The organism is Paenalcaligenes niemegkensis (assembly GCF_022230885.1).
In the GTDB taxonomy this organism is placed as follows: Bacteria; Pseudomonadota; Gammaproteobacteria; order Burkholderiales; family Burkholderiaceae_B; genus Paenalcaligenes; species Paenalcaligenes niemegkensis.
The window spans coordinates 589,183-602,599 of record NZ_JAKGCT010000004.1; the positions used below are offsets into that span (position 1 = coordinate 589,183).

Genomic DNA, 13,417 nt, shown 5'->3' on the forward strand with positions numbered 1-13,417 from the left:
TCCTTACTTGGTCCTAGGTCGCGTTAAATCTTGTGCCAAAACCCGATGCGACATACGGGCCTGACATAAAGCACTTGATTGTTACAAGTTCATGAATACTATTCTAGCCATGAGCCACCGTGAAAAACCAGAGTCAGTGTAAATCCTAATTTCAAAATTAATCATTTCCCGGACCAAATTCACCGCTAAAGCCTTAATTTTCAAGCACTAGCGTAACAAGGTTAAGAAATCTAAAGGATACATTTAGCAACAACTATGCACCTTAAGTGAGGGATACGCGCCTTATTACCACTATAGCTTAGACCGTTCTGCCTAGAAAACAACGGTCGCAGCCCTAAAGCCTCAGGCCAGAAACGAGAGATCCAGACGTTCAGCGCGATTGAGCGCCGAAGCCACTTGAGTTCGCAATGCATTTGAATGCGCCAGAACGATCTCACGTTTGACATCCAAAATCTGTGCGGGATGCATGGAGAAATGGGTTAGCCCCAAACCCAATAACAGCCGAGTCAGGTTTGAGTCACCCCCATTTCGCCACAAACAGAAACCGGAATATTAAAGCGTTCGCCCGCATTAATGGTGTGCGCTATCAAACGCAAGACAGCAGGATGCAGTGGATCGTATAAATCGGCCACTTCAGAATCCCCCCGATCGACCGCCATCACATACTGGATCAAATCGTTGGTACCAATCGATAGAAAATCGAGGTTGGCAGCAAAAGGCTCGATGGCAATAGCCGTAGCGGGCACTTCAACCATCGCTCCCAATTGAATATCCGTACGATACGGTATGCCTATTGCGCTTAAGTCTGACTGAGCCTGAAGCAAGGCCTTACGTACTGCAATAACCTCGGCCATGCTTGAAATCATCGGTACAAGTATACGCAGGGAGCCGAACATCGATGCTCTCAGCAAAGCGCGCAACTGCGTCTGAAACAGCTCCGGGTGAGCCAGGCAATAACGTACAGCCCGTAAGCCCAAGGCAGGGTTGGTGGCCACGGTCTGCTCGCCATCCAGAACCTTATCACCACCAATATCCAGGGTGCGTATCGTTACCGGCTTGCCTTTCATGGTCTCCAGCACTGAACGGTAGGCATGGAACTGCTCGTCTTCGGTGGGCAGGGTTTGCCTGCCCATGAACAAAAACTCGCTACGAAATAAACCTATTCCGTCGGCGCCCGCAGCGTAAGCATCCTCCGCCTCTTCCGGCAGCTCGATATTGGCCTCAAGATGAACCCGAATCCCGTCCAGAGTTATCGCTTCAGAATTTCTCAGAAAATCAAGCTTCGCCCGGGCATCAAGAAATTCGCGCTGCTTGTCCTGATACTCCTTGAGCACTGTCTCGGGAGGGTTGACCATTACCGCACCCGTAAAGCCATCGACAATCAGCAGATCACCATCGCGAACGAGCGCCCTGAAGCCGCCCAGGCCAACCACTGCCGGCACATTCAAGCTGCGTGCCACGATTGCCGTATGCGACGTGGGCCCGCCCAGATCAGTGAGAAAGGCAGCAAACTTAGCTCCGCGCAGACCCAACATATCGGCGGGCGCTATGTCGCGCGCAACCACGATCAAGGCTTCAGCCTGCTCATCGCCGTTCCAATCCGATTGCAAAGTCGGCTGCTGATTACCCGAAAGCAGACCCAGCACGCGCTCAATAACCTGACGAATATCGGAACCACGCTCACGCAGATACTCGTCCGGCATAACAGAAAACTGCTCGAGCAGGCTTTGGCCCTGGGTCGTCAACGCCCATTCGGCGTTATACAGACGTTCGTGAATCAGTGCCTCGGTTTGCGAGCGCAGCATTGGATCATCGAGCAGCAAGGCATGCACGCCCAGCAAGCCAGCCATTTCTTTGGGCGCATCAGCAGGAAGATTCGCGGCCAGGCTACTAACCTCATTTCTGGCCCTATCCATCGCACTGCAAAGGCGCTCACACTCGGCCTGCACTGCCGTTCTGGCAATACGGTAATGCGGCACCTCAAGGGTAGCGGCGCCCATGATCGCGGCACGTCCAATGGCATAGCCCTTAACCACCCCTGCCCTTGGCCACTGAACATAGCTGTAGCCATGGCCGCTTTTGCTTGCTTTGCCATCATGCTGCTGTCTCCTGCCACTCTACATTTGTGTTTTATTCGTTTTCGCCAAACTTATCGTCAAATAATATTTTTATGGCTTCCAAGGCCTGCTCGGCATCGTCGCCCTCGGCATCGAGGGTGACAGTTACCCCCAGGCCAGCGGCGAGCATCATGACACCCATAATACTTTTGGCATTTACCCGCTGCTGCTGTCGAGCGATAAAGATCTCGCTTTTGTATTGAGATGCAAGCTGCGTAAGTTTAGCCGCCGCGCGCGCGTGCAAGCCCAATTTATTACTGATAATTATATCGATAGATGGCATAGACCAGTACGTCTGTTTAGTGAAAAGTACCTTAGTGGTGCTCTTCGATAATAACAATCCCACGCAACGCCCCGTCGCGCACCGCTTCGACAAAATCGCGTGGGTCGGTATGTCTGTCGGCGACGGCCTTCAGCACCATGCCCAGATTGGCACCTGAAATCAAGTTAACCTTGGCGCCGTCCGAACGCGCCCTTTGCATTGCAGCATGAGCGATATTAAAAGGTGTCGCCCCCATTAGGTCGCAAAGCAGCAATGTGCTTTGAGCATCAGCGCAAATCAGCTCGTAGACACGCTGCACATGGATTTCCGAAATGTCCGCAGGCCCGACGTCGATAACCTCGAGCTGACTGGTGTCGCCGTATACATGCCTGACACAAGCCGCCAATGCACTTCCCAAAGGTGCGTGCATGACTAGCACAATTCGGGGAAACTCAGTGCTCGACGGCATGCTCTAGAGCCTGAGCGAACTCTGCACCCACGTCAAATCCGGTTTGTTCAGTGATTTCAACAAAGCATGTGGGGCTGGTAACGTTGATTTCGGTGACATAGTCACCAATCACATCCAGGCCGACCAGCAGCAGGCCGCGCCTGGCCAGCACAGGCCCTAAAGTTTGAGCGATTTCCTTGTCCCGCTCGCTTAATGGCTGCGCCACGCCACGGCCACCCGCCGCGAGATTGCCACGGGTTTCACCCGCCAGCGGGATGCGAGCCAGGCAAAAAGGCACTGCCTTTCCGTTGATAAGAATAATACGTTTGTCGCCGTTGGCAATTTCGGGAATGTAGCGCTGCGCCATAATGGTCTGACGTCCCTGCTCGGTGAGCGTCTCCAGGATGGCTCCCAGGTTAGGTTCGTGGGGCTGCAAACGAAAAATACCGGAACCACCCATTCCGTCAAGCGGCTTAACAATGACATCTTTGTATTGCGTATGAAAGGCGCGCAAGCGCTGCATGCTGCTGGTGACCAGTGTGGGGGGTGAACTGCGGAAACTCGGTAATGGCCAGTTTCTCTGGATGATTACGGATGCTTGCTCCCGTATTAAATACCTTCGCACCCTGGGCCTGGGCAAACCCCAGCAAATGGGTGGAATACGAATATTCCATATCAAAAGGCGGGTCTTTGCGCATAATGACGGCGCTGAAGGCATTTAGCTCAAGCTCGACCTGAGGCTGCAGGACTGACCACCAGTCGGCCCCATGCAAGTCGGCGTCATCGGCAATGCCTATACTTTGAGCCATTGTGCGTACACGTCCGCCTTCAATGTAGAGATCTGACTGCAATGACACACTGATGGTGTGCCCACGTGCAATCAATGCACGCATCATCGCAACGGATGTATCTTTATAGGCCGACAGACTCGGCAATGGATCAATTATGAATAAGACGTGCATGCTCTACTCTAAACAAAACCCTTCATGACGGCCAGCATCATGAAGGGAAAATAGCCACGGCCAAAGCCGCGCCCACAGGGGATAGCCAAAACCGGAACGCAGCAAGTGCGCCGGGTTAACTAAACGGCTTTCTTTTTAGGTGCCAGCACCATAATCATTTGGCGGCCTTCAAGTCTGGGCATGGATTCGACCTGACACAGTTCTTCAACGTCGTCGCGTACTCGCTCAAGAACGCGCATTCCCAATTCTTGGTGAGCCATTTCACGACCGCGAAAACGCAGTGATACTTTAACCTTGTCACCATCTTCAATAAAGCGGCGTACATTACGCAACTTAACGTTATAGTCGCCTTCATCCGTACCAGGACGAAATTTGACTTCTTTTAGATGGATGACCTTTTGTTTGGCCCGGGCTTCTTGTTGACGCTTCTGTTCTTGATAACGGAACTTACCGTAATCCATTAAACGACAAACAGGTGGCGCAGCTTGCGGTGCAATCTCGACCAAGTCAACTTCGTTTTCTTCAGCCAAGGCGAGAGCATCCGCCACCTTTGCTATACCCAGTTGTTCACCCTCAATACCAATGAGTCGCACCTCAGGGACACGGATTTCTCCGTTGATGCGATGTTTTTTTCGGTTGCGATATCTAAGACTCCAAAAAATTAAAATTAAATAGCGAACTCGGCAGCATCTGAACCACTACTGGCGAGTTTCAACTTCGAGCTTCAAACGATCAGCAAAATCAGTAACTGACATAACGCCGAGATCGAGGCCGCCGCGACCCCGAACTGCTACTGAACCTGCTGCCGCTTCTTTGTCGCCCACTACTAGAATATAGGGGACTTTTTGCATGCTGTGTTCCCGAATTTTACGAGTGATTTTTTCACCACGCAAATCGGCATTAACACGCATACCCTGGGCAGTGAGATTACGGGCCACTTCTCGCGCATATTCGGCGGATGACTCTGCAATACAGCACACCACAGCTTGATGCGGCGCTAACCATGCAGGCAGGGCACCTGCGTGGTTTTCAATAAGCATACCAATAAAGCGCTCGAATGATCCTAAAATAGCCCGATGCAGCATAACCGGGGTGCGGCGCTGATCTTGCGCATCAACGTATTCGGCCCCCAACCGCTCGGGCATCGAGAAATCAACCTGGATCGTGCCACATTGCCAGTGACGGCCAATAGCATCTTTAAGGGTGTATTCAATTTTGGGGCCGTAAAAGGCACCTTCGCCCTCGGAAACCTCGAATTCACAATTGGTATGGCCCAAGCTTTGCATTAATGCCGCTTCGGCCTTGTCCCACACTTCGTCGGAACCAATACGTTTTTCGGGACGGGTAGCCACTTTATAAAGAATTTCGGTAAAGCCAAAGTCAGCATACACTTTTTGTAATGTAGCAGTGAAATTAGCGCACTCTTCCTGCAACTGGTCTTCGGTACAGAAGATGTGTCCGTCGTCTTGGGTAAAGCCCCGTACGCGCATAACACCATGCAAGGAGCCCGAAGGTTCGTTGCGATGACATTGGCCGAACTCGCCGTAACGGATAGGAAGCTCGCGGTACGAGTGCAAACCGGAATTAAAAATCTGTACATGACCAGGACAGTTCATCGGCTTCAAACCATACAGCCGGCTCTCGGACTCGGTCGTAAACATATTTTCGGCGTAGTTATCCCAATGGCCTGTTTTTTTCCAGAGAGACAAATCAAGAATCTGCGGTGCCTTAACTTCCTGGTAACCACTTTCCTGGTAAACCTTACGCATGTACTGCTCGACCTGCTGCCAGACAGCCCAGCCCTTGGGATGCCAAAAGATCAGGCCTGGCGCCTCGTCCTGGAAATGGAATAGATCCAGTTCGCGCCCTAGACGGCGGTGATCGCGCTTTTCGGCTTCTTCGAGCATATGCAGATAAGCGGCCTGCTCGTCTTTGCTTGCCCAGGCTGTACCATAAATACGCTGCAGCATTTCGTTTTTGCTGTCGCCACGCCAATAGGCGCCGGCTACTTTCATCAGCTTGAAAACACGCAGCTTACCGGTAGAAGGAACGTGGGGGCCGCGACACAGATCGATAAAGTTGCCTTCGCGATACAAACTGATGGTTTGATCAGCGGGGATAGAGGCAATGATTTCTGCCTTGTACTCTTCGCCAATACTGCGGAAAAAGTCAACAGCATCGTCGCGTTTCCATTCTTCGCGGGTAACGACTTCATCTTTACGCGCCAGTTCGGTCATTTTCTTTTCAATGGCGACCAGGTCTTCTGGCGTGAAAGCACGCTTATACGAAAAGTCGTAGTAAAAGCCGTTATCAATTACCGGGCCAATGGTTACCTGCGCATCGGGAAATAGCTCTTTGACTGCATAGGCCAATAAGTGTGCCGTGGAGTGTCGAATAACGTCGAGACCATCGGCATCCTTGGCTGTGACAATGGCCAGTTTTGCATCTTTCTCGATGACGTAACTGGTGTCCACCAATTGGGAGTCAGTACCATCAAAGCTCACCCGTCCTGCTATTGCAGCACGCCCTAAGCCTGTGCCGATAGAATGTGCGACATCATTGACAGAGACTGGGCCGTCGAACTCGCGCTGCGAGCCGTCAGGCAAGGTGATGTGAACCATAAGACTTCCTGAAAATAAAAAACGCGGCAATAAAGCCGCGTTTCGGTATTTGGTCTGCTTTAATCAGCATGCGAACACAATGCGGCGACGGGCTACTGATGCCTGCGGGTGGTTCGCGTAGTGGTCATCACGTTGATCCTGAAAGCTGATTAAAACATGGATTAATAGGGCTAGTTTAACACCCCAGCCCACAGTACGCACGCTTTATCAAGGTTTAGGCCCCCTGGCATCGCGAAAGTATCCGGTCACAGCAGCAAGTGTGGTTTAAAAGCGAATCACTGCCCGCAACCAGCATTGCATTAAAATCAATATTCCTGACAACAAAGGGGCAATCACATGAAAACCATAGGGGAAGTCGTAAAGTTCATGCAACGCGAATCACTGACTTTGGTGACGGCTGAATCGTGTACGGCGGGGTTAATCGCTGCCACCATCGCCGACATAGAAGGGGCCGGGCAGTTACTGGACTGCGCCTTTGTAACCTACTCGCCCGAGGCAAAAAAACGTTGCCTGGAGGTCAGGCAGGAAACCCTTGACAACTATAACCTTAGCAGTGAAAAAGTAGCCTGTGAAATGGCAATGGGCGCGCTAGCTCACAGCCCTGCGACGCTGGCCATTTCAAACACGGGGGTTGCAGACGATACTGATGACGTTATTCCCGCCGGCACCCAGTGCTTTGCCTGGGCATTCAGAGGCCAAACCAGCGACGTTCGGATTTTCAGTGAAACCAAACAGTTTTTTGGGGATCGCAATGAAATTCGTGAAGCCAGTGCCCGCTACGCCCTGGAGCGTATTCCACACTACTTCCATCAACGCTGACTAGTTAACAAAAAGGGCTGCTCCCCTGGAGGAACAGCCCTTGCACTATCATGCCTGCACTGACGGCACTAAGTGATTAGCGGTCTCGAGCCCGGCCACCAATGGTTGCCGAGAAACTCGCTACAAATGCCCCCAAGAGCAAGGATGCAAAAGCCCATAGTGCGAAAGTCGCAGCGGCCTTACGGGCTGCATCTGCGATTTCACGGGCTTTCTGCTCTGCATCGGCGGCAGCCTGCTTGGCCTGTTCACTTACCTGGGTTAGACGTTCCCTGGCTTCTTCCTCGCTAAGTCCGGCCTGATTTGCTACCACGCTCACCAAATAGGACTGGTCCTGCTCGGACATTTCTCCATCAACAACACTGCGTGTCAAAATTCGTGCAACTTCCTCCCGGCTGTCGCCCCCTCTGTTCGCTAAGGCAGGATCGTTCGGGCGTAGCAGCGAGTCGGTGAAGTAATCCAGAGAGATGCCGCCGGATTCGCTGTCGGCTGCCTGACCGGCAATTGCCGTTACCGCTCCCGCACCCGCCCCGGCCATGGTGGCCCCGGCCTTGGCCCCACCGGAGACGATTGACGCAGCAGTAGAGCTAAGTATGATCAAGCCGACCACGACGCTTAGCGCCCAAACAAGAAAACCATGCGCCGTATCACGAAAATAAATTTCGTCATTATGGACGTTTGTCCACTTGGTCCTTAACCTTCCAGTGACATAGCCCGCGATGCCATAAGCGATGATATGCGTGACAAACATCCAGACGATGGTACTGACCGCCAATGTCGTCCCTGAGGCGCCCTCATTGTTCCAGGGCGAGGCGGCCATAAACCCAAGGCCGCTTCCCCTATCATAAGCATTGCAGACATTGCAGCACCAATAACGGCACCGGCGATAACAGCTCCCCAGGAAACTGCAGACTGAGCCGACTCCCCTACCGGGTTCACTCTGTCGGGATACGCTGAAGCAGGTTGAGTTCGTTGCATGACGAGTCCTTTTTAATGATTAGTATCACTGAGCACTTCGTAGAATAATTAATGCCAGAACAACGCAAGCAGAATGATGATGGGAATCGGTATACCCAAGAACCATAAAAGAATAGAGCGCATAGGATTTCCTTTAAACATGAATTAGGCCATGCCTTATAGGCCCAGATCATCCAAACGTACAAGGCTGTGGTTCCTACCAGCTATTCTAGCTATGAAATGAAACGACCCCGAGGGCTCCCTGTAACGAAAGGAACATTTATGTTTGCACTTAAAACAGAGAGTCAATGAGAATACGTTGAAATGATGCAAACCCTGTCTGCGTTTATTTCAACATAAAGGAAAAGCTAAGAAAGGGCCTTCAGGCCCTTTCTTAGCTAATAGCTGACGGGAAGCAAATGTCTGTTTCGAGAAATCAATAAAGCATGATTAGCCGCATGTAACTCGGATAATGACGCCATCATCATCCGTGTGCAGATTGATTCTGTCTGGTCTCATATCCATCGTGGCAACCGAGTTCGGCCGTAGCACCCGGACAGGTCCGGGCAAGCTTTCAAGAACAACATCATCCTCGGCAAAGCCCACCAGGTGCTGCATTTCATCAGCATTGCAGACATACCCGCTAGTCGGCGGCTCCGTAGGCTGGACAGGGGTTTCCTTTTGCATAGACTGACATCCTGTCAACACTAAAGCAGCTAGAACAAGCACGGCACCTTTCATAAACATCTCCCACTCATTTGTTTTGGATTTATCTTGTTATAGACCATTAGCATCAGCCCGGGTATGACAAGCTGTAAACCCAAACCTGCTGGCGGCATATTTTGGTCTTAACAGCAAAAGCATCTGATTCCCGCCAATGGCTTGACGGATAAGATACCCGATCAGATGAACATGCGGATCATTACCACTGTTAGCGACTGCCTTGAGCTGGCCTTTTCGAACTGACGCAGTAATAAAGACTTTCATATTAAATCGTTAGGAAAAACAGAGAGCAGACCGCTTCCCTCAGGTCGCTACTCTTTTTCCAGCCGTCCGATGACCGAGAGCACAAATAAGGCGACAAGTGTGCTTGCCACCGCTGTAGCTTCTCGGCCGTAACCTGCAGAAATACCCACTGCGGCGGCAACCCAGATACTTGCAGCCGTGGTCAGCCCCTTAATGTGCTGCCCTTTTTCCTGTTTTAAAATGGCACCCGCACCCAGGAAACCGACCCCGGAGATAATCCCTTGCATGACCCGGCTGACATCGGCTGTGTCCATGCCGCTGGTGACCGGGACCAGCACAAATATGGCTGCGCCCAAAGCCACCAGCATATGGGTGCGAAGTCCAGCATCTTTCCCGCGCCGCTCGCGTTCATAACCGATCGCGGCACCCAAAACACCTGCCAACCCCAAGCGAAGAACAATGAGCGTAGCCTCCCTGAGGTCCGCAATGTCTGAGAACTCGCTTATCACCGTTTGCCATATGCTCGTCAGTGCAGACATCCAATGCCCCTGTAAGTGATGGAGTGCAGACTCCGTGAACTATTTCCCCTTATAGTTCACGCAGGCTCCTCATAGAAAATGCAGTTATTCAGCTTACAGTAACTGGGGCCGGACAGGTTTCAGAAAGGTAAATACATGTTTTACAGCGGCTTCGCTATTATTTATCCAGACAGTCGGTCATGCAGCGTTCATTGGCTGTGTCGGGACGATCATCAACGTAGAAATTGTTGCGGTTAGGCATTTCGATTTTCGCCAGCGACTCCGCATTTAAAATGATATCAGCAGGCACAATGTCGTTTTCATGAAGAAGGTAGGCGACAACGCTGTACACCTCATCATCCGTTAGAGACTGCGGAGTCTGAAAAGGCATGGTCCGTCGTACATAATCGTACAGCGTGGTGGCATAAGGCCAATAGCTACCGATCGTCTTAAGCGGCTTTTCTGTCGCGAGTGAGCCCTCGCCCCCGACCAAAGCGGTGCCTATGCCGCCTTCAAGCTTGGCACCATGGCACGCCAGGCACTGGGCCTGATAAAGGGCCTCACCTAGGGTAACGGTTCCCTCGCCCTCCGGTAAGCCGGTACCGTCGGGCAACACATTAATATCCCATAAGGCAAACTGTTCGTGAGTTATTGGCGTGCCAAGCTCGCCCACCTTCTGTGCATGGGCACCAGAAAAAGCCAAAGCCAAACAGAATGACAAAGCTGCTGTTTTACGCGCGTCCATTTGTGACCTCCCCATTTGCAGATACCTTCCAAGGCTGAATGGAATTATTGTGATAGAAGGAATTTTTCCCCCGGGCGGCGACCATCTGCTCCAGGGTTGGCTGCACATACCCTGTCTCGTCCACGGCCCGGCTCATGATGATCAGCTCTTCACCATCCCATTCAAATGGCGCCCGGAACGCCGTCAGCGCCTTAGACATGACAGGTTCCTGAAGCACGGCCTCATGCCAGGTATTTCCACCATCGATGGAAACATCCACATGGGTGATCTTTCCATTGCCGCTCCAGGCAATTCCACGCATTTCATGTGTGCCTTTACGGCTGAGCTTATGCGTGCCAGATGGATAAGTGACAATTGACTTGCACTCCATGACAAATGAAAACTCACGGGAACGGCCGTCGGCCATCAGATCGGTGTACTTTGCCGTCTCTTCCCGGGTATGGCCAGGCTGCGCAGTCACGTGCAATCGCCGTAGCCATTTGATACTCATATTGCCTTCATAGCCCGGAATCACAAGCCGCACCGGATAGCCCTGCTCAGGCCGCAAACGCTCACCGTTCTGGCTGTAGGCGACCAGCACATCATCCAGGCATTTTTCCATCGGGATGCTGCGCGTCATTGCGGCACCATCTGCACCCTCAGCAATAATCCACGTGGCCGACGGCTGGACTCCTGCATGTTCCAAAATGGTTTTCAGCCATACTCCGGTCCATTGGGCACAGCTCACCAGCCCGGAAACCTCGGCTGCGGTTTTCCCATAAGGTGGTAAAAACGACGGGTTTCCCGAACACTCGATAAAGAAAATAGGCGAAACCGAAGGGAATTGACGCAGCTCATCCATGCTGAACATTAAGGGACGATCTACCAGCCCATGAATCACCAGCTTGTGTTGTTCAGGGTCGATGGCAGGCACCCCGGCATGATGACGCTCGTAAAAAAGACCATTAGGAGTGATTGCACCATCAAGCTCCTGCAGAGGGGTTGTACTGTACGCAGACATGGGTTCGGTTAGTCCGGGGTACATATTGCGTATCGCCAGCGTTTCAAACTCTGACGGCTTACCGTAAGGACTGGCCGTAGGAGCGCCCCACGACTTCGTCCACTCGGGAATAGTAAGCGGCTCAAGCTGAGCCGCTTCAGAAGCTTGAGCCGTCAAAGCCTTTGCAGAGGCTCCTATGCCCGCCACCGCCGTCGCTACGGCTCCCCTTTCACTAAAAAAGCACGACGGCTCAGCGGCCTGGACACTTCTGGTGCAACGCTAAAAACGTCACCGTTCAAGCTAATTTGTTCTTCACTTGCACTTTTCTTCATGTCGCCTCCTGGTTTTTTTGCCAACCTAAATCGACCGATCGGTCTACACATTCTAGTGAAGACCAAGAGACGGGGCAATCCTTGGGATACCCTGATTTTTCATAACCTTAAGCAAGCATTACTGAGCGCTTATCAAGCCACTGAGTCAACCACAATACGGGCATCTATTGCCGCAAAGCTTGTTTCACAAGCCTGAGGTCCTTCACGAAGATGAGCAGCCAATTCGACGGTAGTTGATCCTCGCGTCAGCATCAGGCAGGTAGACTCGAGGCGAAGAATACGTGTCGTGTGCCAGCAGCCAGCGTTCATGCTTATCCCCTGTCCAGGCAGCACAAAAAATGCGCGCATGCTTTGCGGATCGGGTTCATGTGTTCCCTCATGCGACAAGGCGACCACGTGAATGATTCCACGCTCCCCTAACGGCACAATGGCTTGCTGAGTCTCCCAATGCACTTCAAGCTCGGTAATCAGCAATTCTGCATTTCTGTAATTCACCCAAAGAATTTCGGGCACACCGCCATGGCCGGCCTGAAAATAATGTTGATGCCAGAAATCACTGGCGGGGTTACTAAAACCAGCAATCTCATCGGTATAGGGAGTTCCCAACACCGTACCGTAAGGAGCAAAAGACTCGGATGTTAAAGGCTGGGGATGCAACAAGAGAGTAGACATGACTAGACAACACGACCTAAGTTGAGGGTAAATAGAGAAGTTTGGACGAAGTTTAGCGTGAAGCGGTGGGCCACAGCAGACACCCCCAAGTGAAACCAGGAACCTTTAGGAAACAGCACTATAAATACGGCTGCTGCAATTTATTTCGGCAGTATGGCGAAGCGCTTTGCAGGCCGTCATCACGGACGAATCGGACGTTTTGGGACTCCGCATCTATCGCCAGCCCATCGATATAGCCTTCACCGTAGTTCAACGCCATGCTGAGCCCATCCTGAAAATAAAGTGTGTCATCAGACACCTTCAGATTGCTGAGCAAATCCTTCCCATCTCGGGAAGAACACGCTACGCCTCGCCCGTCTTCGTCTATGCGCAAGGTAGTCACATCTGAAGCCTCTACCGCTGTCCAGAGCCCGGCATGGGTTGGGCTAACTGGGGTAGGCATTGCCTCGTCAAATCGGCTGCCCAGGCTGCCGCCCGTTACTCCCATACATCCCGCCATGAATATAAGAAACGAAATTGCAGTCAGTAGTCTCATACCACCTCCGTCATGCTAATTCAGAAACAATGCGGAACAGCCTTAGCTATAAAAGTACCAGATACGCTTATTACAGGGTCAAAAGGGATTGATATTTTCTTGGGTCGTAATAGAAAGCTGCATTAATAGCCACGCTTGCGGAGCCTCGGACACTGACGAATGCTCGACGATGCGTAAGGTCCACCAGGCCAAGAAATAGCAGTCGCAGGGATCGGGTTCAGGAGGCAAAGGTAAATCTGAAGGTTTCTGCATCGGACTGATGCCGTTATTAATAGTGTATGGCCAAGTGCACAGAGGGTCTATCAAGGGTTCTGGCTTCATATTCACGGGCCACCTCGTGCCGTTCAAGCAAGGGGCCAGACCTTAGCATGTATGGCCACCGTGTGACAACGATGCAACATTCCATTTTGCAATGAAAGACCGTAGTGAGCCCATAGACATGCGTGTTTATTCCCCATGCCTAGCATAATTATGCTACAGGTATTAA

The 13,417-nt window shown here is 51.8% G+C and carries 14 protein-coding genes and 2 pseudogenes; 1 reads left to right on the top strand and 15 read right to left on the bottom strand.

Annotation, left to right across the window (positions count from 1 at the left end):
- Positions 1–342 precede the first annotated feature (342 nt).
- From ptsP to thrS, 6 genes and pseudogenes are all read right to left on the bottom strand, one after another.
- Positions 343–2,000: pseudogene (ptsP, locus tag L1889_RS06855) on the bottom strand (phosphoenolpyruvate--protein phosphotransferase).
- 130 nt (positions 2,001–2,130) lie between these two features.
- Positions 2,131–2,400 carry an HPr family phosphocarrier protein gene (locus L1889_RS06860; protein ID WP_238664509.1) on the bottom strand — a complete coding sequence of 90 codons (270 nt, stop codon included), beginning with the start codon at positions 2,398–2,400 and terminating at the stop codon, positions 2,131–2,133.
- Positions 2,401–2,431: 31 nt separating this feature from the next.
- Positions 2,432–2,848: a PTS sugar transporter subunit IIA gene (locus tag L1889_RS06865; protein WP_238664510.1), complete on the bottom strand. Its 417-nt coding sequence runs from the start codon at positions 2,846–2,848 to the stop codon at positions 2,432–2,434.
- Positions 2,832–3,789 (bottom strand): annotated as a pseudogene (gene gshB, locus L1889_RS06870) (glutathione synthase). Before gshB ends, L1889_RS06865 begins: the two are co-directional and overlap by 17 nt.
- 119 nt (positions 3,790–3,908) lie before the next feature.
- Positions 3,909–4,457, bottom strand: coding sequence for a translation initiation factor IF-3 (gene infC / locus L1889_RS06875; protein ID WP_238665876.1), 549 nt, complete (start codon positions 4,455–4,457; stop codon positions 3,909–3,911).
- Between the two features lie 30 nt (positions 4,458–4,487).
- Complete coding sequence (gene thrS / locus L1889_RS06880; RefSeq protein WP_238664511.1) at positions 4,488–6,410, bottom strand: threonine--tRNA ligase; 1,923 nt, start codon at positions 6,408–6,410, stop codon at positions 4,488–4,490.
- Positions 6,411–6,746: 336 nt separating this feature from the next.
- On the opposite strand from thrS, the gene L1889_RS06885 reads away from it, so the two are divergent.
- Positions 6,747–7,229, top strand: coding sequence for a CinA family protein (locus L1889_RS06885; RefSeq protein ID WP_238664512.1), 483 nt, complete (start codon positions 6,747–6,749; stop codon positions 7,227–7,229).
- Positions 7,230–7,305: 76 nt separating this feature from the next.
- On the opposite strand, the gene L1889_RS06890 is transcribed toward L1889_RS06885, so the two are convergent.
- The 9 genes from L1889_RS06890 to L1889_RS06930 all read right to left on the bottom strand — a co-directional run bounded on the left by L1889_RS06890 (position 7,306) and on the right by L1889_RS06930 (position 13,182).
- Positions 7,306–8,046, bottom strand: coding sequence for a hypothetical protein (locus L1889_RS06890; RefSeq protein ID WP_308217607.1), 741 nt, complete (start codon positions 8,044–8,046; stop codon positions 7,306–7,308).
- A 587-nt stretch (positions 8,047–8,633) separates the two neighbouring features.
- The gene (locus tag L1889_RS06895; protein WP_238664513.1) at positions 8,634–8,870 is read right to left on the bottom strand and encodes an I78 family peptidase inhibitor; all 237 of its coding nucleotides are present in this window, start codon (positions 8,868–8,870) and stop codon (positions 8,634–8,636) included.
- A 90-nt stretch (positions 8,871–8,960) separates the two neighbouring features.
- Positions 8,961–9,170, bottom strand: coding sequence for a hypothetical protein (locus tag L1889_RS06900; RefSeq protein WP_238664514.1), 210 nt, complete (start codon positions 9,168–9,170; stop codon positions 8,961–8,963).
- Between the two features lie 47 nt (positions 9,171–9,217).
- Positions 9,218–9,688, bottom strand: coding sequence for an MgtC/SapB family protein (locus tag L1889_RS06905; RefSeq protein WP_238664515.1), 471 nt, complete (start codon positions 9,686–9,688; stop codon positions 9,218–9,220).
- 157 nt (positions 9,689–9,845) lie between these two features.
- Positions 9,846–10,412, bottom strand: a complete 567-nt coding sequence (locus tag L1889_RS06910) for a c-type cytochrome (RefSeq protein ID WP_238664516.1) — start codon at positions 10,410–10,412, stop codon at positions 9,846–9,848.
- Positions 10,399–11,568 carry a sulfite dehydrogenase gene (soxC, locus tag L1889_RS06915; RefSeq protein WP_238664517.1) on the bottom strand — a complete coding sequence of 390 codons (1,170 nt, stop codon included), beginning with the start codon at positions 11,566–11,568 and terminating at the stop codon, positions 10,399–10,401. The genes L1889_RS06910 and soxC overlap by 14 nt, the downstream gene beginning before the upstream one ends.
- 287 nt (positions 11,569–11,855) lie before the next feature.
- A complete protein-coding gene (locus L1889_RS06920; RefSeq protein ID WP_238664518.1) occupies positions 11,856–12,395 on the bottom strand; it encodes an ureidoglycolate lyase in 540 nt (179 codons plus the stop codon).
- A 118-nt stretch (positions 12,396–12,513) separates the two neighbouring features.
- Positions 12,514–12,930 (bottom strand): J517_1871 family lipoprotein, encoded by a 417-nt coding sequence (locus L1889_RS06925; RefSeq protein WP_238664519.1) that lies wholly within the window; start codon positions 12,928–12,930, stop codon positions 12,514–12,516.
- Positions 12,931–13,008: 78 nt separating this feature from the next.
- Positions 13,009–13,182: a hypothetical protein gene (locus L1889_RS06930; RefSeq protein ID WP_238664520.1), complete on the bottom strand. Its 174-nt coding sequence runs from the start codon at positions 13,180–13,182 to the stop codon at positions 13,009–13,011.
- Positions 13,183–13,417: the final 235 nt, after the last annotated feature.

Coding starts and splice junctions, on each gene's coding strand:
- L1889_RS06900 (WP_238664514.1), bottom strand. CDS start 9,170: ATGAAAGTCTTTATTACTGCGTCAGTTCGAAAAGGCCAGCTCAAGGCA.
- L1889_RS06895 (WP_238664513.1), bottom strand. CDS start 8,870: ATGCAAAAGGAAACCCCTGTCCAGCCTACGGAGCCGCCGACTAGCGGG.
- L1889_RS06930 (WP_238664520.1), bottom strand. CDS start 13,182: ATGCAGAAACCTTCAGATTTACCTTTGCCTCCTGAACCCGATCCCTGC.
- L1889_RS06885 (WP_238664512.1), top strand. CDS start 6,747: ATGAAAACCATAGGGGAAGTCGTAAAGTTCATGCAACGCGAATCACTG.
- L1889_RS06925 (WP_238664519.1), bottom strand. CDS start 12,930: ATGAGACTACTGACTGCAATTTCGTTTCTTATATTCATGGCGGGATGT.
- L1889_RS06860 (WP_238664509.1), bottom strand. CDS start 2,400: ATGCCATCTATCGATATAATTATCAGTAATAAATTGGGCTTGCACGCG.
- L1889_RS06890 (WP_308217607.1), bottom strand. CDS start 8,046: ATGGCCGCCTCGCCCTGGAACAATGAGGGCGCCTCAGGGACGACATTG.
- L1889_RS06905 (WP_238664515.1), bottom strand. CDS start 9,688: ATGTCTGCACTGACGAGCATATGGCAAACGGTGATAAGCGAGTTCTCA.
- thrS (WP_238664511.1), bottom strand. CDS start 6,410: ATGGTTCACATCACCTTGCCTGACGGCTCGCAGCGCGAGTTCGACGGC.
- L1889_RS06865 (WP_238664510.1), bottom strand. CDS start 2,848: ATGCCGTCGAGCACTGAGTTTCCCCGAATTGTGCTAGTCATGCACGCA.
- L1889_RS06910 (WP_238664516.1), bottom strand. CDS start 10,412: ATGGACGCGCGTAAAACAGCAGCTTTGTCATTCTGTTTGGCTTTGGCT.
- L1889_RS06920 (WP_238664518.1), bottom strand. CDS start 12,395: ATGTCTACTCTCTTGTTGCATCCCCAGCCTTTAACATCCGAGTCTTTT.